At 71.4% G+C, this 22,154-nt stretch carries 19 protein-coding genes; 11 read left to right on the top strand and 8 right to left on the bottom strand.

Annotation, left to right across the window (positions count from 1 at the left end; translation table 11 throughout):
• Position 1 precedes the first annotated feature (1 nt).
• The gene (locus AB0J46_RS48075) at positions 2-982 is read right to left on the bottom strand and encodes an alpha-ketoacid dehydrogenase subunit beta (RefSeq protein ID WP_364342908.1); all 981 of its coding nucleotides are present in this window, start codon (positions 980-982) and stop codon (positions 2-4) included.
• Positions 979-2,070 (bottom strand): pyruvate dehydrogenase (acetyl-transferring) E1 component subunit alpha, encoded by a 1,092-nt coding sequence (gene pdhA, locus AB0J46_RS48070; protein ID WP_358302009.1) that lies wholly within the window; start codon positions 2,068-2,070, stop codon positions 979-981. Before pdhA ends, AB0J46_RS48075 begins: the two co-directional genes overlap by 4 nt.
• Before the next feature lie 228 nt (positions 2,071-2,298).
• Between pdhA and purS the strand changes: the two genes are divergently transcribed.
• From purS to purL, 4 genes are all read left to right on the top strand, one after another.
• Positions 2,299-2,544: a phosphoribosylformylglycinamidine synthase subunit PurS gene (gene purS / locus AB0J46_RS48065; protein ID WP_352320496.1), complete on the top strand. Its 246-nt coding sequence runs from the start codon at positions 2,299-2,301 to the stop codon at positions 2,542-2,544.
• Positions 2,545-2,765: 221 nt separating this feature from the next.
• A complete protein-coding gene (locus AB0J46_RS48060) occupies positions 2,766-3,155 on the top strand; it encodes an ATP-binding protein (protein ID WP_364342904.1) in 390 nt (129 codons plus the stop codon).
• 140 nt (positions 3,156-3,295) lie between these two features.
• Positions 3,296-3,979, top strand: coding sequence for a phosphoribosylformylglycinamidine synthase subunit PurQ (gene purQ / locus AB0J46_RS48055; protein WP_364342901.1), 684 nt, complete (start codon positions 3,296-3,298; stop codon positions 3,977-3,979).
• Positions 3,976-6,228 (top strand): phosphoribosylformylglycinamidine synthase subunit PurL, encoded by a 2,253-nt coding sequence (gene purL / locus AB0J46_RS48050; protein WP_364342898.1) that lies wholly within the window; start codon positions 3,976-3,978, stop codon positions 6,226-6,228. The genes purQ and purL overlap by 4 nt, the downstream gene beginning before the upstream one ends.
• A 56-nt stretch (positions 6,229-6,284) precedes the next feature.
• Here purL and AB0J46_RS48045 read toward each other — a convergent pair whose 3' ends face one another.
• Entirely contained in the window at positions 6,285-7,046 is a 762-nt protein-coding gene (locus AB0J46_RS48045) for a hypothetical protein (RefSeq protein ID WP_364342895.1), read from the bottom strand.
• A 196-nt stretch (positions 7,047-7,242) separates the two neighbouring features.
• Here AB0J46_RS48045 and AB0J46_RS48040 point away from each other — a divergent pair, with 196 nt between their 5' ends.
• The 3 genes from AB0J46_RS48040 to AB0J46_RS48030 are packed head-to-tail and all read left to right on the top strand — an operon-like array spanning position 7,243 to position 11,465.
• Positions 7,243-9,255 (top strand): adenylate/guanylate cyclase domain-containing protein, encoded by a 2,013-nt coding sequence (locus AB0J46_RS48040; RefSeq protein WP_364342892.1) that lies wholly within the window; start codon positions 7,243-7,245, stop codon positions 9,253-9,255.
• Positions 9,256-9,287: 32 nt separating this feature from the next.
• On the top strand, positions 9,288-9,950 hold the full coding sequence (locus tag AB0J46_RS48035; RefSeq protein WP_364342889.1) for a Crp/Fnr family transcriptional regulator: 663 nt from the start codon (positions 9,288-9,290) through the stop codon (positions 9,948-9,950).
• Between the two features lie 45 nt (positions 9,951-9,995).
• Positions 9,996-11,465, top strand: coding sequence for an MFS transporter (locus AB0J46_RS48030; RefSeq protein WP_364342886.1), 1,470 nt, complete (start codon positions 9,996-9,998; stop codon positions 11,463-11,465).
• On the opposite strand, the gene AB0J46_RS48025 is transcribed toward AB0J46_RS48030, so the two are convergent.
• Positions 11,426-12,172: a methylenetetrahydrofolate reductase gene (locus tag AB0J46_RS48025; RefSeq protein ID WP_352320480.1), complete on the bottom strand. Its 747-nt coding sequence runs from the start codon at positions 12,170-12,172 to the stop codon at positions 11,426-11,428. The genes AB0J46_RS48030 and AB0J46_RS48025 overlap by 40 nt on opposite strands.
• A gap of 10 nt (positions 12,173-12,182) precedes the next feature.
• On the bottom strand, positions 12,183-12,836 hold the full coding sequence (locus AB0J46_RS48020) for a TetR family transcriptional regulator (protein WP_364342961.1): 654 nt from the start codon (positions 12,834-12,836) through the stop codon (positions 12,183-12,185).
• A 73-nt stretch (positions 12,837-12,909) separates the two neighbouring features.
• Here AB0J46_RS48020 and AB0J46_RS48015 point away from each other — a divergent pair, with 73 nt between their 5' ends.
• Positions 12,910-14,331 (top strand): MFS transporter, encoded by a 1,422-nt coding sequence (locus AB0J46_RS48015; RefSeq protein WP_364342883.1) that lies wholly within the window; start codon positions 12,910-12,912, stop codon positions 14,329-14,331.
• On the opposite strand, the gene AB0J46_RS48010 is transcribed toward AB0J46_RS48015, so the two are convergent.
• Positions 14,292-16,172 (bottom strand): ABC transporter ATP-binding protein, encoded by a 1,881-nt coding sequence (locus AB0J46_RS48010; RefSeq protein ID WP_364342880.1) that lies wholly within the window; start codon positions 16,170-16,172, stop codon positions 14,292-14,294. The genes AB0J46_RS48015 and AB0J46_RS48010 overlap by 40 nt on opposite strands.
• A gap of 55 nt (positions 16,173-16,227) precedes the next feature.
• The gene (locus AB0J46_RS48005; protein WP_364342877.1) at positions 16,228-18,300 is read right to left on the bottom strand and encodes a PhoX family phosphatase; all 2,073 of its coding nucleotides are present in this window, start codon (positions 18,298-18,300) and stop codon (positions 16,228-16,230) included.
• A gap of 129 nt (positions 18,301-18,429) precedes the next feature.
• On the opposite strand from AB0J46_RS48005, the gene AB0J46_RS48000 reads away from it, so the two are divergent.
• Entirely contained in the window at positions 18,430-18,852 is a 423-nt protein-coding gene (locus AB0J46_RS48000) for a sterol carrier family protein (protein ID WP_352361113.1), read from the top strand.
• Here the strand turns inward: AB0J46_RS48000 and AB0J46_RS47995 are convergent.
• Entirely contained in the window at positions 18,849-20,762 is a 1,914-nt protein-coding gene (locus tag AB0J46_RS47995) for a hypothetical protein (RefSeq protein WP_364342874.1), read from the bottom strand. The two genes, AB0J46_RS48000 and AB0J46_RS47995, sit on opposite strands and share 4 nt — an antisense overlap.
• A gap of 142 nt (positions 20,763-20,904) precedes the next feature.
• Here AB0J46_RS47995 and AB0J46_RS47990 point away from each other — a divergent pair, with 142 nt between their 5' ends.
• Both AB0J46_RS47990 and AB0J46_RS47985 read left to right on the top strand, forming a co-directional pair.
• Positions 20,905-21,312, top strand: a complete 408-nt coding sequence (locus AB0J46_RS47990) for a MarR family transcriptional regulator (protein WP_364342871.1) — start codon at positions 20,905-20,907, stop codon at positions 21,310-21,312.
• 91 nt (positions 21,313-21,403) lie between these two features.
• A complete protein-coding gene (locus AB0J46_RS47985; protein ID WP_364342868.1) occupies positions 21,404-22,150 on the top strand; it encodes an SDR family NAD(P)-dependent oxidoreductase in 747 nt (248 codons plus the stop codon).
• Positions 22,151-22,154 lie beyond the last annotated feature (4 nt).

Raw genomic sequence — 22,154 nt, 5'->3', positions numbered from 1 at the left:
TTCAGAACCCGAAGGCGCGGTCGACGGCGTACAGCACCCGGTCCAGGTCGGGCAGGTAGTGCTCTTCGAGCTTCGACGGCGGGTAGGGGGTGGAGAAGCCGCCGACCCGCAGGACGGGCGACTCCAGGTGGTAGAAGCACTGCTCGGTGATCCGGGCCGCCAGCTCGGCGCCGAAGCCGCTGTAGACGGGCGCCTCGTGGACCACGACCACCCGGCCGGTGCGGCGGACGGACTCCATGACCAGCGGCTCGTCCAGCGGGTTGAGCGAGCGCAGGTCGATCACCTCCAGCGAGCGGCCGTCGTCCTCGGCGGCCGCGGCGGCCTCCAGGCAGGTCTTGACCATCGGGCCGTAGGCCAGCAGCGTGACGTCGGAGCCGGGCCGCACGACCGTGGCCTTGTCGAACGGCGTCCACCAGTCGGTCGAGGCCGTGTCGATGTCGGCCTTCTCCCAGTAGCGGCGCTTGGGCTCGAAGAAGATGACCGGGTCGTCGCTCCGGATGGCCTGCTGGATCATGGTGTAGGCGTCGGCCGGGTTGGAGCAGGCGACCACGCGCAGGCCGGCCGTGTGCGCGAAGTACGCCTCGGGCGACTCGCTGTGGTGCTCGACCGCGCCGATGCCGCCGCCGCACGGGATGCGCACGACGACGGGCAGCTTGATCGCGCCGAGCGAGCGCATGGGCATCTTGGCGAGCTGCGTGATGATCTGGTCGGCGGCCGGGAACACGAACCCGTCGAACTGGATCTCGCACACCGGCCGGTAGCCGCGCAGCGCCAGGCCGATCGCGGTGCCGATGATGCCGGACTCGGCGAGCGGCGTGTCGATGACCCGGTCTTCGCCGAAGTCCTTCTGCAGGCCGTCGGTGACGCGGAACACGCCGCCGAGCTTGCCGACGTCCTCGCCCATGATGAGGACCTTGGGGTCGTCCTCCATGGCGCGGCGCATGCCCTCGTTAAGCGCCTTGGACAGGCTCAACACCGTCATTTCTCGAAGCCCTCCAAGTAGGCGGCGAACTGAGCGCGCTCTCCGTCGATGAGCGCGTGGGGCTCGCGATAGACGTGGTCGAAGATATCGAGCGGCTCGGGGTCGGGCATCGCCAGGCACCGCCTGCGCAGGTCGGCGCCGAGCTGGTCGGCCTCGGCGGTCACGGCGTCGAAGAAGCCCTGGTCGGCCAGCTCGTTGCGGAACAGGTACGACTTGACCCGCTCGATCGGGTCCTTAAGCTTCCACGCCTCCAGCTCGCTGGCCACCCGGTAGCGGGTCGGGTCGTCGGTCGTGGTGTGGGCGCCCATCCGGTACGTGAACGCCTCGATCAGCGTCGGCCCCTGGCCCGTACGGGCGGCTTCGAGCGCCTTCCTGGTCACCGCGAGGCAGGCGAACACGTCGTTGCCGTCGACCCTGATGCCCGGGAAGCCGAAGCCCGAGGCCCGGCGGTAGAGGGGGATGCGGCTCTGCTTCTCCAGCGGCTCGGAGATGGCCCACTGGTTGTTCTGGCAGAAGAAGACGACGGGCGCGTTGAACACGCTGGCCCAGATGAACGACTCGTTCACGTCGCCCTGGCTGGTGGCGCCGTCGCCGAAGTAGACGATCGTGGCGGCGGAGGCGTCGTCGCGCTGGATGCCCATGGCGTAGCCGACCGCGTGCAGGGTCTGGCTGCCGATCACGATCGTGTACAGGTGGAAGTTGTGCTCCTTGGGGTCCCAGCCCCCGTGGTTGACGCCCCTGAACAGGCCGAGCAGCTTCACCGGGTCGACGTCACGGCACCAGGCGACGCCGTGCTCGCGGTAGGTGGGGAAGGCCATGTCGGAGTCGGTGAGCGCGCGGCCCGAACCGATCTGGGCGGCCTCCTGGCCGAGCAGCGAGGCCCAGATGCCCAGCTCGCCCTGACGTTGCAGCGCCACGGCCTCCAGGTCGATGCGCCGGACGAGCACCAGGTCGCGGTAGAGCGACCTGACCTCTTCGGGCGTCAGGTCTATGTCGTAGTCGGGATGCTCGACCCTCACTCCTTCGGGAGTGAGCAACTGCACGAGCTCAGGGGGTGCTTCGGCACCACGAGAGGCGTCGACTGTCACGTGCCGCTCCTGTGCGATCGGGGCCGGTGTCGATGGGGTCGCCACCTGAGGCCAGCCGTGTGTGCGTGCGAACCATGTGGTGGTGGTTCATACGCGTTTGGGGACATCGTGGCAGACGTCACAGCCCTCCGCGCAAGCCCCATGTCCTCCCCGTTCCCGTTGTGTTGACGGCCATGCGCGCCGGTAGGCTTGCTTTCCCAAGCACCCACTCCACCCAGGAGGAACGTAGTGGCGCGCGTCATCGTCGACGTCATGCTCAAGCCCGAGATCCTTGACCCGCAGGGCCAGGCCATCGCCAGGGCGCTGCCCAGGCTCGGTTTCTCCGGCGTCTCGGCGGTCCGTCAGGGCAAGCGGTTCGAGGTCGAGCTGGAGGGCCCGGCCGACGAGGCGGCCCTCGACGAGGTACGGAAGATGGCCGAGACACTCCTGGCCAACACCGTGATCGAGGACTACAGCGTCCGGGTTGAGGGGTAGAAGGCACATTTGATGCCTGGTTTTACCCCTGGTGAGTTAAAGTCGCGTTCGGGCATGCCACAATGCCACGGGCGTGCCAACACTAAATAACAACAACGTGATTTTGCGGTTAGCCCCGATTTCACAGGGAAACCTACTCCAGGTGACATTCCGGAGCCCGGAGGAGTCCGGTGGATATTGAGTTCTCGTTGGCGCTGCCTCGGGATGCGATCGGCATACCGATGGTCAGGCGAGTGCTTGGCGACGCGATGCGGTCACTCAACGTGAGTGAGACCTGCATCGCCGACATGCTGCTCGCCGTCTCCGAGGCGTGCTCCAACGCGGTGCGACACGGCGGCCCCGCCAATCGTTACGAGGTCTCGGCGTCGATCGGCTACGGCCGCTGCGACGTGCGCGTCGCCGACAACGGCGACGGCCTCCCGTCGATGCCGCTGCACTTCCCTCCGCCCGACACCGAGAACGGCCGCGGCCTGCTCATCATGCGGTCCGTGGTGGACGAGATCTCCTTCGGCACCACGCCCGGCCGCGGCACGACGGTCCACCTGCGCAAGATGCTCGCCTGGGACGACGAGGCCGAGGGCGCCCGTCACCGCGAGCTGGCCGCTGTCTGAGCGCTGTCTGGGCGCGGCCTGACCCGCTGCCCGGAACACAGCCGCGCACCCGATAATCTGAGTACACCGCCGTAGACCGCCGTCCGCCCCCAAAGAGACGGTGGCACGCGCGTGCGCATTCCTCGGAGGGGACGACTGTCATGAGCGCTGCCCGTGTGGGCGTAGTCACGTTTCCAGGAACTCTCGACGACCAGGACGCCGCCAGAGCCGTGCGCCTCGTGGGCGCGCAGGCGGTCCCGCTGTGGCACGCCGACCACGACCTGAAGGGAGTCGACGCCGTCTTCCTGCCCGGCGGCTTCTCCTACGGCGACTACCTGCGGTGCGGCGCGATCTCCAAGTTCGCCCCGCTGATGGACGAGCTCGTCCCGGCCGCCAAGGCCGGTCTGCCGGTCATCGGCACCTGCAACGGCTTCCAGATCCTCTGCGAGGCCCACCTGCTGCCCGGCGCGCTCACCCGCAACGCCTCGCTCCACTACGTCTGCCGCGACCAGCGGCTCACGGTGGAGCAGACCGCGACCGCCTGGACCGGCTCCTTCGAGCAGGGCCAGGAGATCGTGCTGCCGGTCAAGCACGGCGAGGGCCGTTACGTCGCCTCCGCGGAGACGCTGGCCGAGCTGGAGTCCGGCGGCCACGTCGTCGTGCGTTACGCCGGGGGCAACCCCAACGGCTCGCTCAACGACATCGCCGGCATCCGCAACGAGGCGGGCAACGTGGTCGGCCTCATGCCGCACCCCGAGCACGCCGTGGAGGAGCTGGTCGGCGCGCCGAGCACCGACGGGCTCGGCTTCTTCACGTCCATCCTGAAGAATCTGGTGAACGCATGAGCACCGACAACGTCAAGCGGGCCGCCGAGACCCCCGACGAGCCGATGCCCTTCGCCGAGCTGGGGATGAAGCAGGACGAGTACGACCGGGTCCAGCAGATCCTGGGTCGCCGTCCCACCGGCTCCGAGCTGGCCATCTACAGCGTCATGTGGTCCGAGCACTGCTCGTACAAGTCGTCCAAGGTGCATCTGCGGCAGTTCGCCACCAAGGCGCCCAAGTCCGAGGCGCTGCTCGTGGGCATGGGCGAGAACGCGGGCGTCGTCGACATCGGCGACGGCTGGGCGGCCACGTTCAAGATCGAGTCGCACAACCACCCGTCCTACGTCGAGCCGCACCAGGGCGCGGCCACCGGCGTCGGCGGGATCGTGCGCGACATCATGTCGATGGGCGCCCGCCCGATCGCCGTCATGGACGCGCTGCGCTTCGGCGGCGCCGACGCCGTGGACACCCGGCGGGTGCTGCCCGGCGTGGTCGAGGGCATCAGCCACTACGGCAACTGCCTGGGCCTGCCCAACATCGGCGGCGAGGTCGTCTTCGACCCCTGCTACATCGGCAACCCCCTGGTCAACGCGCTGTGCGTCGGCCTGCTGCGCAAAGACCAGATCAAGCTGGCCACCGCGCCGGGGCCGGGCAACCAGGTCGTGCTGTTCGGCGCGTCCACGGGTCCCGACGGCATCGGCGGCGCGTCCGTGCTGGCCTCGGCGACGTTCGAGGACGAGTCGCAGGCCAAACGGCCCGCCGTGCAGGTGGGCGACCCGTTCATGGAGAAGCTGCTCATCGAGTGCTGCCTGGAGCTCTACGCGGCCGACGTGGTCGTCGGCATCCAGGACCTCGGCGCGGCCGGCGTCTCCTGCGCCACGACCGAGCTGGCCGCCAAGGGCACCGGCGGCATGAAGGTCGACCTCAACCTGGTCCCGCTCCGCGACTCCTCGCTCAAGCCCGAGGAGATCCTGATGAGCGAGTCCCAGGAGCGGATGATGGCCGTGGTCCGGCCCGACGACATCCCCGCGTTCATGGCGATCTGCGCCAAGTGGGACGTCCCGGCCACCGTCATCGGCGAGGTCACCGACACCGGCCGCCTGGTCATGACCTGGGACGGCGAGGTCATCGTGGACATCCCGCCGGGCACCGCCGCCGACGAGGGCCCGGTCTACGAGCGTCCCTACCACGAGCCGGCCGGGCAGGGCGCGCTCAACACCGACACCCCCGACCGGCTGGCGCGCCCCGACGACCTGCGGGCCACCCTGCTGCAGCTCCTCGGCTCGCCCAACCTGGCCTCCAAGGAGTGGGTGACCTCCCAGTACGACCGTTACGTCCGCTCCAACACCGTGCTGGCCCAGCCCGCCGACGCCGGGATGCTGCGCATCTCCGAGGTCATCGCCGGAGCCGAGCCGACGACCCGGGGCATCGCGCTGTCCACCGACGGCAACGGCCGCTACGCCAAGCTCGACCCCTACGCGGGGGCGCAGCTGGCGCTGGCCGAGGCGTACCGGAACGTGGCCGTGACCGGTGCCAAGCCGCTCGCCGTCACCAACTGCCTCAACTTCGGCTCGCCGGAGGACCCCGAGGTGATGTGGCAGTTCGCCGAGGCCGTACGCGGGCTCGCCGACGCCTGCCGCACCCTCGGCGTGCCGGTGACCGGCGGGAACGTCTCCTTCTACAACCAGACGGGCTCGACGGCCATCAACCCCACGCCGGTCGTGGGCGTGCTCGGCGTCATCGACGACGTGGCCAAGCGGGTGCCGTCCGGGTTCACCGCCGAGGGACTGCGGGTGGTGCTGCTCGGCGACACCGCCGAGGAGTTCGGCGGCTCGGAGTGGGCGCACGTGGCCCACCGCCACCTGGGCGGCCTGCCGCCGCACGCCGATCTGGAGGCCGAGCAGGCGCTGGCGACCGTGCTGGTCGAGGCCGCTGCCCGCGGGCTGCTGGAGGGGTCGCACGACCTGTCCGACGGCGGGCTGGCCGTGGCGCTGGCCGAGTCGTGCCTGGCCCGCGGCATCGGGGCCACGGTGGCGCTGAGCGGCGAGCCGTTCACCGACCTGTTCAGCGAGTCGGCGGCGCGGGCCCTGGTCGCGGTGCGGCCGGAGGCGTTCGAGGAGTTCGCGGCGCTGTGCGGGCGGCACGAGGTGCCGTGCTACGGGCTCGGCGTCACCGGCGGCGCGTCGCTGGTGGTCGAGGGCGTGTTCGAGGTGGGGGTCGAGGAGATCCGCGAGACCCACTCGGCGACGCTGCCGGCGCTGTTCGGCTGACGTACACGAAAGGGCCGGTGCGGGGGTGAACCCCCGCACCGGCCCTTTCAGCGTTGTCAGACGCAGATCACGTAGACGATGCCACTGGCGTTGCTGTCGAACGTGACAGTCCAGCCCTTGGGGGTGCCGCCTTCGACGGTCGGGTAGCTACCGGTGGTCTTGCCGTTGGCGCCGGCGGAGTAGCCGCCACCAGTTGCGATCTTGCCCGCCGGGCAGCTTGCGCTTGCGGACTTGTTGTGGGAGAAGTTCGCGCTGACGACGGTCGCACCGGTAACGCCGCCACCGGTGCCGGGCTCACCCTTGGGGCCCTGGGGGCCCTGCGGGCCGGTGTCACCCTTGGGGCCCTCCGGGCCGCGCTCGCCGTCTTTGCCGGGCAGGCCCTGCTTGCCGTCCTGGCCGTCCTGGCCGTTCTTGCCGGGGAGGCCGTCCTTGCCGTCGTCGCCCTTCGGGCCCTGGGGGCCCGCCGGGCCGCGCTCGCCGTCCTTGCCGGGGAGGCCGGGCTTGCCCTGGGGGCCCACCGGACCCGTCTCGCCCTGCGGGCCCTGCTTGCCCTGGGGTCCCTGGTCGCCCTTGGGGCCGGACGTGCCACCGTTCAGCTGCGTCGTGCTGCCGCCGATCACGACGCGCTCTTCGGTCTTGCGGCACGGCGTGGTCGGGTTGACGATGCGGACGTACCGCGTCTTCTTGTGCACGCAGGCGTACACCTCGCTCGCCGCCGACGAGGCGGTGGCCACGCCACCGACGGCGAGGAGCGAGGCGGCGAGCGCTCCGACAGTGGCGAGGGTGAGCGTACGCCCACCGCGAACGTTGATAGCCACGGCTTTCCTTCCAGGAAACAAGTGATGCTCATGTGGTGCATGAGATTCACGTTTCGACCGTTCCAAAGGTTGGCAGAAACTACATAACGTATTTGTCACGAAACGGAGGGTTACTGACCGGATTGACCGACTGTCGCCATCGCAGTGGGTAAAAGGACGCATTGGCGGCGGCGATCCCGCGTGCATAATCGGGTCTGTGCCCAGCACCTACCTGCCGCCGGCCACGCAGCCCGTCCGAGGCGTGGTCTGGGTCATCCACCTCGCCCTTCCCCTGCTGGGGCTCTGGTTGCTGCTCGCCCAGCCACACCTCAACGTCGTCTGGCAGCACAACGCGGGCCACTTCTGGATGATCGTCGCGGTGGCCGGGATCAACGTGGCGCTCGGCGGGCTGATCACCGAGGCCGCGCGCCGCCGTCAGGACGCCCGGCTGTTCCTGGTCTCCATGGTGTTCCTCAGCAGCGCGGGCTTCTTCCTCCTGCACGGCCTGGCCACGCCGGGCATCATCCTGCCGACCGGCTCGCTGGGCTTCGACCTCGGGCAGCAGGTGGGGCTCACGATCGCCTCGATGTTCGCGTTCGCCTCGGCCCTGCCGCTGGGCGAGCGGGCGGCCAGGAGCGTGCTGGCGGGGCAGCACTTCGTCCGGGCGGTGTTGTTCGGGTTCATGCTTTTGTGGGCGCTGGTCTCGCTGGTGCCCGAGCTGACCGAGCTCAGTCAGCCGCCACCGGTCGCGCCGGTGAGCTGGCTGGGCGCGGCCTCGATCCCCGGCGTCCTGCTGTACGGCGCGGCCGGCGTGCTGATGTTCCTGCTCCACCGCCGCCGCCCCTCGGCCATGCTGGTCAGCCTGATCACCGCGTACGCGCTGCTGGCCGAGGCGATGGTCGCCGGGATGTCGCAGCTCAACTGGCACCTGACGTGGTGGGAGTGGCACGCGCTGCTCACCCTCGCCTTCGTGTTCGTGGCCTACAGCGCCTACCTGCAGTTCCGGCGCGAGGGGTCGAGCGCGGGGCTGTTCGACTCGGTGACGCTGGCGGCGACCGTCGCCCGCCTCCGGCAGGACTACGACCAGGCCCTGGAGGAGCTGGTCGAGCACGTACGAAGGGGCGAGCCGCTGGCCGCGGCCCGGTTGTCGGGCAAGTTCCGGCTGAACGAGAGCCAGGCCGCCGTGCTCGACCGGGCCGGGACGGCGCTGGCCCACGAGCGGGAGCTGTCGGAGCGGCTGGCCGCGCTGGTGGCGGTGAGCGCGCAGACCCGCGTGGGCCTGCCGGAGGGCGAGCTGCTGACCACCGCGCTCGACCGGGTCAGGCAGGCGTACGGAGACGTCAAGATCGCACTGGTGTCGGAGGGGAAGACCCAGATCGGCTCCCGCTCGTACGAGTTCGAGGGCGACGGCCCGATCCGCCGCGACCACCGGCTGGCCTACCCGCTCACGGTCAGGGGCCACCTCGCCGGCGTGCTGGAGGTGCCGGTGGGCCGCGGCGGCCACGACGAGGCGCTGGCCGCCACGCTCGCCGGCCAGTTGTCCATCTCGCTGGAGAACGCCCGCCTCTACCAGGAGCTGGACACCCTCTTCCGCCAGTACATGTCGCCCGACGTGGCCAACGCCCTGCTCGCCGACCCGGCGCGGGCGGCGCTCGGCGGCGAGCTGCGGGAGCTGACCGCGCTCTTCGCCGACCTCAAGGGGTTCACCTCGTTCTCCGAGCAGGTCGCGCCCGGCGAGATCGTCGAGATGCTCAACCGCTACCACACGGCCGCCGTCCCCTGCGTGCTGAACAACGGCGGCACGATCGTGCAGTTCGTCGGCGACGCGATGCTGGCCCTGTTCAACGCGCCCGCCCCGCAGGCCGGTCACGCCAGGGCGGCCTGCCGGGCCGCGCTGGAGATGCAGCGGGCCGCCGCCGAGGTGGCCGAGGAGATGGCCTGGAAACGCGTCGGCGAGGTGGAGTGGCCGACCTTCCGGGTGGGCGTCAACACCGGCCCCGCGCTGGTCGGCAACATCGGCAGCCCCGAGTTACGCGGCTTCAACGCGATGGGCGACTGCGTCAACGTGGCCGCCAGGCTCCAGGCCCTGGCCGAGCCGGGGACGGTGGTGATCGGCGAGACGACCCTCAGGCAGCTCGGCCGCGACGCCTCGGTGAACGCCCTCGGACGGCTCAGCCTGAAGGGCAAGGAAGAGCTCGTGGCCGCGTACGTTCTGACTGGAATGCCATAGAACGGCAATAGCCGTGCATACATAATCGGCGCATGGATCCAGAGCCCGGCGAGTTCCTTTCCCTGCTCACCGCCGAGGAGGTCGAGGCGCTGCGAGCTGCCGGGCGCCCGCGGCGATGGGACCGCGGCACGACGGTGATCACCGAGGGCGACGCGGCCGACTGGGTGCTCGTGCTGACGCAGGGCCGGGTCAAGGTGTCCTCGCACACGAGCAGCGGCACCGAGGTGGTCCTTGCGGTACGCGGCCCGGGGGCGCTGCTGGGCGACATGTCGGCCGTGGACGGCTCGCCGCGCTCGGCCACCGTGACCGCGCTGGAGCCGATCCAGGGCATCGTGGTCCGCGACTTCAGCGCTTTCCTGGCCGGGCACGGCCGCATCGCCGTCCTGCTTCTGCAGCTCCTCGTCGGCCGGCTGCGCGACGCCGACCGCAAGCGCGTCGAGTACGGCGCGTACGACACCACCGGCCGGGTGGCGACCCGGCTGCTCGAACTGGCCGACCGGTACGGCGAGCGCACCAGCACCGGCGTCCGGGTGGCCCTGCCGCTCAGCCAGGACGAGCTGGCCGGCTGGACGGGCTCCTCGCGGGAGGCGGTCAGCAAGGCGCTGCGGACCCTGCGGGACCGCGGGCTCATCGAGACCGGCCGGCGGCGGGTGGTCATCCACGACGTCGAGGGGTTACGCAGGCGAGCCAGGTGACCCCTGGTACAAAACGGACGTACGACGTACGTCATAGTGGGAGGCATGGTCGCGGTCACCCCCGAAGCCGGCACCCGCATGCGCTACGCCTGGCGCGTGTGCTCGGTCACCAGCCTGGGCCTCGTCCTCATCGGCATCGCCGGCAGCACGCTCAACGTCGCGCTGCCGACCGTCGTGCGGCACTTCCACGCCGACGCGACGCAGTCGGGATGGATCCTGCTGGCGTTCCTGCTGGTCAACACCGCGAGCCTGGTGTTCTTCGGCCGGGTCGCCGACCTGCTCGGCCGGCGCGAGGTGTACCTGGCGGGCTTCGCCCTGTTCACCGTGGCCTCGCTGCTGGCCGGGCTGTCACCGGACGTCTGGTTCCTGGTCGGCATGCGCGTGCTCCAGGCGATCGGCTCGGCCATGATCCTGGCCAACGGCACGGTGATCATCACCGACGCGTTCCCGCCCGAACGGCTCAGCCAGGGCATGGGCGTCTACATCGGCACGCTGTCGGTGGCCCAGCTCGCCGGCCCGACGCTCGGCGGCCTGATCGCCGAGACCGCCGGCTGGCAGTGGATCTTCTGGGTGAACGTGCCCGCCGGGCTGATCGCGCTCGGCTGGGGCGCGGTGATCTTACGCAAGATGCCGAAGAGGCCCAGGCAGCCGGTGGACGCGCTCGGCAACGTGCTGGTGTTCGCCGCGCTGTCGGCCGTGCTGCTGGCGGTCAATGAGGCCGGGTCGGGCGGCCTGACCAGCCCGGTCGTCCTGACGGGGGCGGCGCTGTTCGTGCTGCTGGTGCCGCTGATCGTGCTGGCCGAGCGGCGCTCGACCAACCCGGTGCTGGACCTGCGGCTGTTCGGCGGCCGGTTGCTGGCCTACGCCAACCTGGCCTCCTTCTGCAACGCGCTCGCGCGGTCCGCGCTGATCCTGGTGGTCGCGCTCTACTTCCAGGCGGCGCGCGGGCTCGACGCGTTCTCGGCCGGGCTGAGCGTGCTGCCGGTGCCGGTGGGCATCGGGCTGGCCTCGCCGATCGCGGGCCTGCTCGGGCCGCGGGTCTCGCCGTACGGGCTGTCGATCGGCGGCGCGGCGATGAGCGCGCTCGGGCTCGGCGCGCTCATGCTGACGGCCGACCCGGCGACGCCGTACTGGGTGACGGGGATCGCCCTGTTCGTGGCCGGCTGCGGCAGCGGGACGTTCCTGACCGGCAACACCACCCAGGTCATGGCCGCCCTGCCGAGCGGCAGCCTGGGCGTGGTCAACGGCTTCCGCGTCATGATCATGAACGTCGGCATCGTGATCAGCGTGGGCCTGTCGCTCAGCGTCGTGACCAGCTCCGTGGGCCCGGCGCTGCGCGCCCAGGTGTACGCGGGCACGCTGTCCACGCTCTCCCCGGTGGCCGTCGGGCAGCTCATGGACGGCTTCCAGCGGGCGTACGCGGTGCTGTTCGCCGTGGCGCTGGCGGGCGCGGTGCTGGCCGCGCTCGCCCGGTCTCAGAGGGCTCCGGCGAGCCTCGACTCCACGTCGCGGTAGCGCGAGACCGGGATGAGGTGCACGCCGTCGAACGCGCCCGAGTCGCGCAGCGCGAACACCTGCTCGCAGGCCGCCTCGACGCCCGCCATGCGGTCGGCGGCCACCCGCTCGACCAGCTCGCCGGGCAGGGCGATGTCGGGGATGGCGGCGGCCAGCGTACGGGCGTGGCGCTCGCTGGCCAGCACCATGACGCCCGCGTAGACCGGCACGTCGACCTGGTTGGCCTCGCGCCACCGGACCTGCGCCTCGACCGAGAAGCTGACCTGGGCGAACAGGAAGTCGGCCGCGCGCTTCCAGGCGGGCAGCGGGCGCAGCCCGGCCGCCGCGCCGACGCGGAAGGCCGGTGAGAAGCCCCTGGCCTCCTCGATCATCGAGCGGACCGTCAGGTCGCTGGTCCGGCTGCCGCTGGCCGGCTTGTCGCCGTGGACGAACAGGAACTGGTCGACGCCGTACGCCGCGGCCGTCAGCAGGTCGCGGTGGAAGCCGAGCAGGTTGCGGTCGCGGGAGTTGAGACAGGCGATGCTGCGCCCGCCCATCGCCTCCACCTCGTGGGCCACCGCCACGCTGGACACGGTGGCCCGGCCGATGTGGTTGTCGGGGATCAGGAAGGAATGGGCGACCTGGCTGAGCGTGCCGATCTGGTGGCGTACGCGCTTCAGATCGGGCTTGGTGGGCGGTTCGATCTCGCAGACCAGCTCGAAGGGCATGATCCCGACCCTAACGCCCGGCGGCCAGCGCCTCGATGCCGCGCAGCACGAGGTCGACGCCGAAGGAGTCGTAGAAGGCCGGGTCGGCGCCCGCGACCAGCGGTGAGGCCATCTCGACCAGGTACGGGTACTTCTCGGGCGGCAGCGACTGGAGGCCGGCCCGTTTGGCCCTGACCATCTCGTCGATCTCCTCGCCGGTCCGGCCGGCCTTGAAGTGCACGGGCGCGTCGGCGATCGACAGGGCGCTCTGCAGCAGGTACTTGGTGATCAGGCAGCTCTCCTCCACGTCGAACCCGGCCGTACGGGCCAGGCCCAGCGCCTTGTCCCAGACGACCAGGAAGTTGGGGACGGAGATCGGGTCGATCTGCTCGATGACGTTCTTGGCGCAGGGATGGGTGCGCAGGGTCCTGATGAGCCCGTGGGTCAGGTCGCGGAGCTGCTCCTGCCAGGGCCGCTCGTCGGCCGGCTCCGGCACGAAGCCGCCGATCAGGTGGTCGGCCATGCCGACCAGGAGCTGGTCCTTGTTCTTGAAGTGCCAGTAGAGGGCCATCGGCGTCACGCCCAGGTCGGTCGCCAGCCGGCGGATCGTCACGGCGTCGAGCCCCTCGGTGTCGCCGATCTCCAGCGCCCGCTCGGCGATGGTCCGCGCGTCCAGTTTTCCCATCACGGTTGACAACTATACGCCGTACAAGTTGAACTGTACGACGTACAAGTACGGCGTATAGGAGGTTGGCGACATGCGATGGTGGGCGCTGGGTGCCGTGACATTGGGCACCTTCATGACCTATCTCGACAACAACGTGGGGAACGTCGCGTTGCCGACGATCCAGCGGGAGCTCGGGCTGACGATCTCCGGGCTGGAGTGGATCGTGAGCTCGTACATCCTGGTCTTCGCCGGGCTCATGCTGGTCGGCGGCCGGCTCGCGGACCTGTTCGGGGCCCGCGTGGTGTTCCTGGCCGGGCTCTCCGTCTTCACCGCGGCCTCGCTGGGCGCCGGGCTGGCCACCTCGGGCGGCGCGCTGATCGCGGCGCGGGCCGTCCAGGGCGTGGGGGCGGCGCTGCTCACGCCCACGTCGCTCACCCTGATCAGCCAGATCTTCCCCGAGCCCGGCGAGCGCGGCAGGGCCGTGGGCATCTGGAGCGCGTCGGGGGCGCTGTCCATGGCGCTCGGCCCGGCAGCCGGCGGATTCATCAGCGAGCACCTGCACTGGGGCTGGATCTACCTGATCAACGTGCCGATCGGGATCGCCACCCTCGGCCTGGCCCTGTGGGCGGTCCGGCCCGCCTTCACCCGCCGCCGGCACCGGCTCGACCTGCCCGGCCTGGCCACCTCGGCGCTCGCGCTGGTCTCCCTGACCTACGCGCTCATCGAGGGCGACCGCGCCGGATGGACGTCGGCCGAGATCCTGGCCGCGTTCGGGCTCGCGGCGGCCGCGGCCGTGGCGTTCGCGCTGGTCGAGACGCGGTCCGAGCGCCCGATGATCGACCTGTCGCTCTTCCGCTCGCGGGTGTTCACCGGCGGCGCGCTGACCATGGGCATCTGGTCGTTCGGCGTGTTCGGCATCTACTTCTTCAGCGCCCTGTGGCTGCAGAACGTGCTCGGCTTCTCCCCCACGCAGGCCGGCCTGGCGTTCGTGCCGATGGCCCTGGTCATGGCGGTCGTCGCCATCACGTCGCAGCGGATCTCCGCCCGGCTCGGCACCGGCCGCACGGTGGCGCTCGGCATGGCGCTCATGGGCGCGGCGATCTACCTGATCTCCGGCGTCGGGGCCGACGGCGACTACGCCGACGTCGCCCCCTGGTTCCTGCTCTACGGCCTCGGCGGCGGCCTGCTGGTGCCGCTGACCTCGGCGATCCTCGGCGGCCTGCCCAAGGACAGGGCCGGCGTGGCCTCAGGCGTGCTGAACGTCTCGCGCGAGGTGTTCGGCCTGCTCGGCATCACCGTGCTGGGCGCCATCCTCAGCTCCCGCCAGAGCGGGAGCGACCGGCCCCCGCTGGCCGCCTTCCTCGACGCCTACCAGTTCACGCTGGTCATCGCGGCGGTGATCGTGCTGGCCGCCGTCCCGCTCGGCCTGTACGCGCTGCGGCCGTCCCGCCGCCCGCCGGTGACGGACGAGCCTCAGGCCACCGCCCCGGCGACCGTCGGCTCGTCGAACTGAGTGCGGTACAGCTCCTCGTAGCGGCCGCCCATGGCCAGCAGTTCGGCGTGCGTGCCCCGCTCGGCCACGCGGCCGTCCTCGATCACCAGGATCTGGTCGGCCGCCCGCACGGTCGACAGCCGGTGCGCGATCACCACGGCGGTCCGGCCCGCCAGCGCCTCCCCCAGGGCCTCCTGCACGGCCGCCTCGGAGGTGGAGTCGAGCGCGGCGGTGGCCTCGTCCAGGATCACCACGCGCGGCCTGGCCAGCAGGAGCCGGGCGATCGTCAGCCGCTGGCGCTCGCCGCCGGACAGCCGGTAGCCGCGCTCGCCGACCACCGTGTCCAGGCCGTCGGGCAGTGACTCGATCAGCGTCCGCAGCCGGGCCCTGGACAGGGCGTCCCAGATCTCCTCCTCGCTCGCCGCCGGCCTGGCCAGCAGCAGGTTCTCCCTGATCGTGTCGTGGAAGAGGTGGCCGTCCTGGGTGACCATGCCGAGGGTGTCGCGGATGGCGTCGAAGGTCAGGTCCCGTACGTCCACGCCGCCGAGGCGGACCGCGCCGGAGTCGACGTCGTACAGCCTGGGCAGCAATTGGGCGATCGTGGACTTGCCGGCCCCCGACGAGCCCACCAGCGCCACCATCTGGCCCGGCAGGGCCGTGAACGAGATGCCGTGCAGCACCTCCTCGCCGCCCCGCGAGTCCAGCGTGGCGACCTCCTCCAGCGAGGCCAGCGACACCTTGTCGGCGGCGGGGTAGGCGAAGCGCACGTCGTCGAACTCGACCGCGACCGGGCCCTCGGGGACGTCGCGGGCGTCCGCGCGCTCCTGGATCAGCGGCTTGAGGTCGAGCACCTCGAAGACGCGCTCGAAGCTGACCAGGGCGCTCATCACGTCCACCCGGGCGCTGGCCAGGGCGGTGAGGGGCGCGTAGAGGCGGGTCAGCAGCAGGGCCAGCGACACCACGGCGCCGGGTTCGAGCTGGTCGCGCAGGGCGTAGAAGCCGCCGAGGCCGTAGACGAGGGCCAGCGCGAGCGCCGAGACCAGGGTCAGGGCCGTGACGAACACCGACTGGTTCATGGCCGAGCGCACGCCGATGTCGCGCACCCGGCGCGCCCGCGCGGCGAACTCGGCGGACTCGCGCGCCGGACGGCCGAACAGCTTCACCAGCGTCGCGCCCGGCGCGGAGAACCGCTCGGTCATCTGGGTGCCCATGGCGGCGTTGTGGTCGGCTGCCTCGCGCCGCAGCCGCGCGATCCTGACGCCCATCCGGCGCGCGGGCAGCACGAACACCGGCAGGAGCAGCAACGCGAGCAGCGTGATCTGCCAGGAGATGCCGATCATCACGGTGAGCGTCAGCAGGAGCTGCACCAGGTTGCCCGCCACGCTGGACAAGGTGTCGGTGAAGGCCCGCTGCGCGCCGATCACGTCGTTGTTCAACCGGCTCACCAGCGCCCCGGTGCGCGTCCGCATGAAGAAGGCGACCGGCATGCGCTGCACATGGTCGAAGACCGCCGTGCGCAGGTCGAGGATCAGCCCTTCGCCGATGGTGGCCGACTGCCAGCGGTTCAGCAGGCCGAGCCCGGCCTCGGCGAGCGCCAGGCCCGCGATCAGCAGCGCGACCACGACCACCACGCCGAGCGGCTCACCGTTGAAGATCGCGTCGACCACCCGCCCCGCGAGCAGCGGCGACACCACGGCCAAACCTGCCAGCACCACGCTGAGCACCAGGAACAGCACGAGCCTGCGGCGGTGGGGACGGGCGAACCCGCCGATACGCCGGAGCGTCGCCCTGTTCAGCGGGCGACGCTCCGGCCGGTTGTTCATCGAGTAAAGCTGATGCCAGGCGGTCACTTCCATGCTCATGCATGGGAGACTATTTCCTCAAGTTAACTTGAGGTCAACTGGTTTTCGCCGTGGATCAGCTGCCGATCTTCTTGCCCTTGCCGTGCCAGACCACCGCCACCGACGGGCGCGGCTGGTCGCCGTCGGGCCAGCGGCTGGCCGGGTTCTCCGGGGTCGCGCCGTCGATCTCGCCCGGGTGCTGCACGGCCACGAACACGCTCTTCTGGTCCTCGGTGACCAGCGGGCCGCAGGTCTCGGCGCCGAGCGGGACCGTGAGGAACTGGCGCAGGTGGCCGCGGTCGGACCCGCGCACCGGCATGACGAACAGGCCGTCGTTGCTGCCGAGCTGGTTGCCGTCGGTGGAGATCCACAGGTTGCCGTCGGCGTCGAACGTCACGTTGTCCGGGCACGAGATCGGCGAGACCTTGGTCTTGTCGAAGCCGGCGAAGTAGGTCGTGGGGTCGTTCGGGTCGCCGCAGACGAGCGGGAGCGACCAGGCGAAGGTGGTCTCGCCCGCGTCGTTGCGCCGCTCGGCCACCTCCAGGATGTGACCGTGCTTGTTGGACGGGCGCGGGTTGGCCTCGTCCACCTGGGCGGCGGTGCGGTTGGAGTTGTTGGTCAGGGCCACGTAGACGCCGCCGGTGACCGGGTTGCGCTCCATGTCCTCCGGACGGTCCATCTTGGTCGCGCCGACCTTGTCGGCCGCGGTACGGGTGTAGACCAGCACCTCGGCGGCGGTCATGCCGTCCACGTACGACTTGTCGCCAGACACCAGCGGGATCCACCGGCCCGAGCCGTCGAACAGCCCGTCGGAGGGCAGCTTGCCGGAGCCGTCGATCTCGGCGGCCGGGCTGTCGCCGGTGAACTTGGCGACGTACAGGGTGCCCTCGTCCAGCAGGGTGCGGTTGTGGCGGTCGAAGCCCGGGATGTACCGGTTCTTGGAGACGAACTTGTAGATGTACTCGAAGCGCGAGTCGTCACCCATGTAGACGACCAGGCGGCCGTCCGCGGCCAGGGTGGTGTTGGCGGCCTCGTGCTTGAACCTGCCGAGCGCGGTGCGCTTGATCGGCGTGGAGTCGGGGTCGAACGGGTCGATCTCCACGATCCACCCGAACCTGTTGGCCTCGTTCGGGTGCTTGGCCAGGTCGAAGCGCTCCTCGACCCGGTCGAAGCGGCGGCTGCTCGCCGGGGTGCCCGTCGTGATCGTGTAACGCGAGATGTACGGCCGCTGCGCCTCGGGGACCTTGTCGCCGTTGACGAAGTACTGGTCGAAGTTCTCCTCGGCGGTCAGGACCGTGCCCCACGGGGTGGAACCGCCCGAGCAGTTGTTCAGCATGCCGACCGGCGCCAGGCCCTTGGGGTCGGCGGCCGTCCTGAGCAGGGCGTGACCGGCGGCGGGGCCGGAGAAGCGCATCGGCGTCTGCGCGGTGACGCGCCGGTTGTAGCGGCGGCGGCCCTTGGTGGTGAGCCTCCACTCGCCGGTGCCGTGCGCCCGCTCGATCTCCACGACCGAGCCGCCGTGCGCGGCCAGCGCGATCCTGATCTGCTCCTCGGTCGCGGCCGCGCCGCCCGTGTACCCGCGGAACATCAGGTTCTCGTCGGTGTACTCGTGGTTCACCCACAGCAGGCCGCGGTTGTGGCCCATCGGGAAGAACGTCACGTAGTCGCAGTTGTAGCCGAACTGCTTGTTCTGGGCGTCGGCCGTCTGGTTGTCGAAGTCGAAGGCCGGCGCGTCGTGCAGCACCGGGTCGCCCCAGCGCACGACCACGGAGGAGGTGTAGCCGTCGGGGATGCGCAGCGCGTCGTCCTTGTTCGGCGGCACCGGGGTGAAGGCGATCTCAGCCGGGCCGCGCCCGCCCACCGCGACCGGCGCGGCGGCGGTCTCGGCCGCCGGCTCGTCGGCGAGCGCCGGGACCGCGCCCGCCACGCCCACGCCCGCCACCAGCGCGCCGAGCGCGCCCGCGCGCAGCACGCCACGGCGCGTCAGCGCCTCCTTCACCACGTCGCCGAAGTAGGCGTTGCCCGTCGTGTTGGCCACGTCGTGCGCGCACGCATTCCCGCAACGGAACTGACAGGTCAGAGCGGATCGGCCACCTTTGTGCGGGGTGGAAAGCAGCGGCAGCAGCCGCCCCGCCTCAGGGTTCGCCACAGGTCCTCCAGATATGTGCGCGGTTGTACGGCGGGGACGTTACGGTCGTCAACGAAACCCGGGGTGAACGACGACCTCCGCCCCGATGAACGCTTGCCGCGAGACAATGGACCCGTGCCACCACGCAAGATGGACCCGGAGAAGTTGCGCGCGGCCCTCGACGGTCAGCTCGTCGCCCTCGACGAACCGCCCTACGACGGCCCCGCCTCGGCCCTGCCCGACGCCCTGGTCGCCGCGGTGCTGACCGCCTACGACCGCGGGCTCGCCCCCGAGCGCGACGCGGCCAGGCAGGCGGTGCGCCACCTGCTGGAGAAGCTGGCCGCCGCGGCTCCCGGCCGCACGGTCGAGGTGCGCGTGCCGCCCTACGCGGCCGTCCAGGCCGTCCCCGGCCCCCGCCACACCCGCGGCACGCCGCCGAACGTGGTGGAGACCGACGCCCGCACCTGGCTGGAGCTCGCGCTCGGCCGGCTGACCTGGGACGAGGCCATGGCCAGGGGCTCGGTCGCGGCGAGCGGCTCCCGCGCCGACCTGTCAGCCCACCTGCCGCTCTAGCGGCCTTTGCCCATCCAGGGGAACTTGCTCTCGAAGCACTGGTCGGCGAGCTGGCCGGGAAGCTGGCCGCACTCCTGGACCACCTTCCAGAACCAGATCGCGACGATCGCGAACAACACCAGCGACAATGCGCTGATCACGATCCCGGCGATGGCCCGGCCCCTGCCCACGCGCTTGGCGAGCGCCACACAGCCGAAGACGATCGACAGGATCGCCGTGAGCACGCCGGTGAAGCAGACGAACACCAGGAACGGGCTCGCCACGCCCAGCACCAGCGAGGCGGTGGCCAGGCCGCTGCCCGGCGGCGCGGGCGGCTGGGCGCCGTAGGGGCCGTACTGGCCGTAGGCGGGGGCTCCCGGCGGCGGGCCGTAACCAGGCGGACCGCCGTAGGGGCTGGAGGGCGTGGTACCGGGGACGGACGCGTCCCGCCCCCCGGTCTCGTACGCCCCCGGAGCCCCCTCATAGGGCCTCCCGGCCGCCTCCGGCCCCCCATAGGCCCCCTCGCCGCCGCCGGATCCCGGCCCTCCATGGGGCCCTTCGCCGCCGCCGGATCCCGGCCCTCCATAGGGCCCCTCCCCGCCGCCGGACGCTGAGGGTCCGCCGTAGGCTCCCTCGCCCCCGTACGGCGCCCCCGGCCCGCCGTAAGCTCCTTCGCCCCCGTAAGGGGCGCCAGGCCCTCCTGGGGGCACGCCCGCGCCTCCGGGGGTCGGCGTCACGCCTCCCGCGCCCCCGGTAGTGCCCGCGCCTACGGCGCCTCCGGGTCCTTCGACACCGCCTGGGCCTTCAGCACCTCTTGCGCCTTCCGCACCTAGCGGGCCTTCCGTACCAGCTGGGCCTTCCACCCCTCCTGGAGCGGGGGTGCCGGCCGAGCGCGGCGTGCCCTCGCCCGGCGGGCTCCGGAAGTCCGGCGCGCCTGCGATGCCCCCGGCCCCCTCAGCGCCCTCCGCACCGCCTTCCGCGCCGCCCGGCTCCTCGGGGCCTCTGGCCGCGCGGGTGCCGGTGGGCGGGGGCTCGAAGGTGGGCACGTCGCCGTATTCGTACCGGGAGGGCGCGGGGCGGCTCGGCTCCTCGTCCGGTTGCGTGCCCCAGCCCGGATAGGCCGGGGTGCCGCCGGGCACCGGATAGACCTGCGTCTCCTCGGCGTCCCCGCCGGACCACCGCGTCCTGCCGGTGCCGCCCTCGGCCGGTCCCGGCGTCTCGGGCGAGGTGGGCAGGTCGGGATGGTCGGGACGGCCCCCGGGCCTGGGCTCGTGCGATGGTGGCACGTCCGGTGGCGGCGGTGGCACCACGGGCGGCACCGGTGCGATCGGCTCCTCACCTTCCCGCTCCTCCTCGAACGGCCACTCATCCGCCCACCGCCCACCCCCGGGCCGCCCCCCAGCCCCTTCAGCCGCAGGCCGCCCACCCTCGGACTGCCGCTCCGCGTGACCAGCGGCGTGCTCATGGCCAGGCGCCTGCTCATGGCCAGGCGCCTGCTCGTGTCCAGAAGCGTGCTCGTGTCCAGGGGCGTGCTCGTGTCCAGGGGCGTGCTCGTGTCCAGGGGCGTGCTCGTGCCCAGGGGCGTGCTCGTGTCCAGGGGCGTGTTCGTGGTCGGGGGAGGTCCAGCCCTCCGGGGTGCCCGCGCCGCCGGTCGGCCCGGCGCCGGGCGGGCCGCCGACGGCCCACTCGCTCGGGCGCCACTCGTTGCTCGTCGGCCCGCCCTCGTACGGCCCGATCTCCGGCGGCTCCTCCTCAGGCGCAGGCCGATCCTCCTCGGGCGCAGGCCGATCCTCCTCGGCCGCCTCCTCCCGCCACCATTCAGGCGTGTGCTGCGGCGGCGTGGATTCGGGCCGGCCCTCGCGGGGGTGGCCTTCGGGGTGCTGCGGGTCCTGCCCCTCGCGGGGTTCGTTGGGGTCCCCAGGTGTGGTCACGTCTGCGTCTCCCGACGGGTCTGCATGCCGGATACTTCACCTTTTCGCGGAGGGCATCGGCTAAAGCGCACGACACGGTAAGACGGGCGCCATCCTTGGGTCACCATGCGCCTAAGCGGCAGGCGGCGGGCAAGATGAGTGCATGCTGGACGAGACCCTGACGTACGCCCTGATCATGGTCATGAAGACCCATCGCAACCGGATGGCCGCCGCCCTGGCGCCACTGGGCCTGCACACGGGCCAGGAACTGCTGCTCAACCAGCTGTGGCGGCAGGACGGCCTCACCCAGGGCGAGCTGATCGCCCGGCTGGGCGTGGAGCCGCCGACCGTCACCAAGACCCTCCAGCGCCTGGAACGCGCGGGCTTCGTCCACCGCTCCCCCGACCCCGACCGGCCGCGGGTGGGCCGCGTGCACCTGACGGAGGCGGGCAGGGCGCTGCGCGAGCCGGTCGAGGAGATCTGGGCCAGGACCGACGAAGAACTCCAGCACGGCCTGGACGACACCGAACGCGCCCTGCTGTCCCGCCTCGTCCGCGCCATCCCCCAGTAACCCTCTTCACCGAGAGCGAAACCCCCTTGCCTCCAATGGCCAAAAGCGACTTAGCTGGCTAATTAGTCGGCTAATCAAGAGAGGCATCCCCATGCACGCGTTCATCACCGGCGGCTCCTCCGGCATCGGCGCCGCGACCGCGCTCGCCTACGCCAGGGCCGGCGCCCGGGTCACGATCACCTACAACACCGGCCCCGGCCGCGCCGCCGAGGTCGTCAAGCGCATCGAGGAGGCGGGCAGCCAGGCGGCGGCCGTCCACCTGGACCTGGAGGACCACGCCACCATCGCGCCCGCCGCCGCCCAGGCGGGCCCGGTGGACGCCCTCGTGCTCAACGCCGTCCGCTGGGGCACGATCATGCCCAACAGCATGAGCTTCGAGGACGTGCCCGCCGCCGAATGGACGGCCGCCCTGCACGCGAACGTCGTCGGCAACGCCCTGCTCGTCCAGGCCCTCCTGCCCGGGATGCGGAGGAACGGCTTCGGCCGGATCGTCTTCGTCTCCTCGGGCGCCGCCGAGGAGGGCCAGCCGGGCCCCGGCCCGTACGGCACCGCCAAGATGGCCCTGCACGGCATGGCGCGCGCCCTGGCCTGGGAGGCCGGCCGGGACGGCGTGCTGGTCAACGTGGCCGTGGCCGGGCTCACGATCACCGAGGCCGAGCGCCCGGTCACCCAGGAGGCCCTCGACCGCGTCGCGGCCCGCACGCCGAGCCGCCGGCTCTCGACCGCCGACGACATGGCCGCGCTGATCCATTTCCTCGGATCGGCGGCGAACCGCAACGTCACCGGAGAGTTCGTCCGCGACGGATCCAACGCCGGCAGATCGTCCCACGCCGGCTGATGGA

The organism is Nonomuraea sp. NPDC049758 (assembly GCF_040674635.1).
Classification (GTDB): domain Bacteria; phylum Actinomycetota; class Actinomycetes; order Streptosporangiales; family Streptosporangiaceae; genus Nonomuraea.
This window is presented reverse-complemented; position numbering and strand designations above follow the sequence as displayed.

What these genes read in the sequence shown, in the direction of transcription:
- AB0J46_RS48075 (WP_364342908.1), bottom strand. Translation starts at nt 982, where the DNA reads ATGACGGTGTTGAGCCTGTCCAAGGCGCTTAACGAGGGCATGCGCCGC.
- AB0J46_RS48060 (WP_364342904.1), top strand. Translation starts at nt 2,766, where the DNA reads ATGGTCAGGCGAGTGCTTGGCGACGCGATGCGGTCACTCAACGTGAGT.
- purQ (WP_364342901.1), top strand. Translation starts at nt 3,296, where the DNA reads ATGAGCGCTGCCCGTGTGGGCGTAGTCACGTTTCCAGGAACTCTCGAC.
- purL (WP_364342898.1), top strand. Translation starts at nt 3,976, where the DNA reads ATGAGCACCGACAACGTCAAGCGGGCCGCCGAGACCCCCGACGAGCCG.
- AB0J46_RS48035 (WP_364342889.1), top strand. Translation starts at nt 9,288, where the DNA reads ATGGATCCAGAGCCCGGCGAGTTCCTTTCCCTGCTCACCGCCGAGGAG.
- AB0J46_RS48030 (WP_364342886.1), top strand. Translation starts at nt 9,996, where the DNA reads ATGGTCGCGGTCACCCCCGAAGCCGGCACCCGCATGCGCTACGCCTGG.
- AB0J46_RS48025 (WP_352320480.1), bottom strand. Translation starts at nt 12,172, where the DNA reads ATGCCCTTCGAGCTGGTCTGCGAGATCGAACCGCCCACCAAGCCCGAT.
- AB0J46_RS48020 (WP_364342961.1), bottom strand. Translation starts at nt 12,836, where the DNA reads ATGGGAAAACTGGACGCGCGGACCATCGCCGAGCGGGCGCTGGAGATC.
- AB0J46_RS48015 (WP_364342883.1), top strand. Translation starts at nt 12,910, where the DNA reads ATGCGATGGTGGGCGCTGGGTGCCGTGACATTGGGCACCTTCATGACC.
- AB0J46_RS48010 (WP_364342880.1), bottom strand. Translation starts at nt 16,172, where the DNA reads ATGAGCATGGAAGTGACCGCCTGGCATCAGCTTTACTCGATGAACAAC.
- AB0J46_RS48000 (WP_352361113.1), top strand. Translation starts at nt 18,430, where the DNA reads ATGGACCCGGAGAAGTTGCGCGCGGCCCTCGACGGTCAGCTCGTCGCC.
- AB0J46_RS47990 (WP_364342871.1), top strand. Translation starts at nt 20,905, where the DNA reads ATGCTGGACGAGACCCTGACGTACGCCCTGATCATGGTCATGAAGACC.
- AB0J46_RS47985 (WP_364342868.1), top strand. Translation starts at nt 21,404, where the DNA reads ATGCACGCGTTCATCACCGGCGGCTCCTCCGGCATCGGCGCCGCGACC.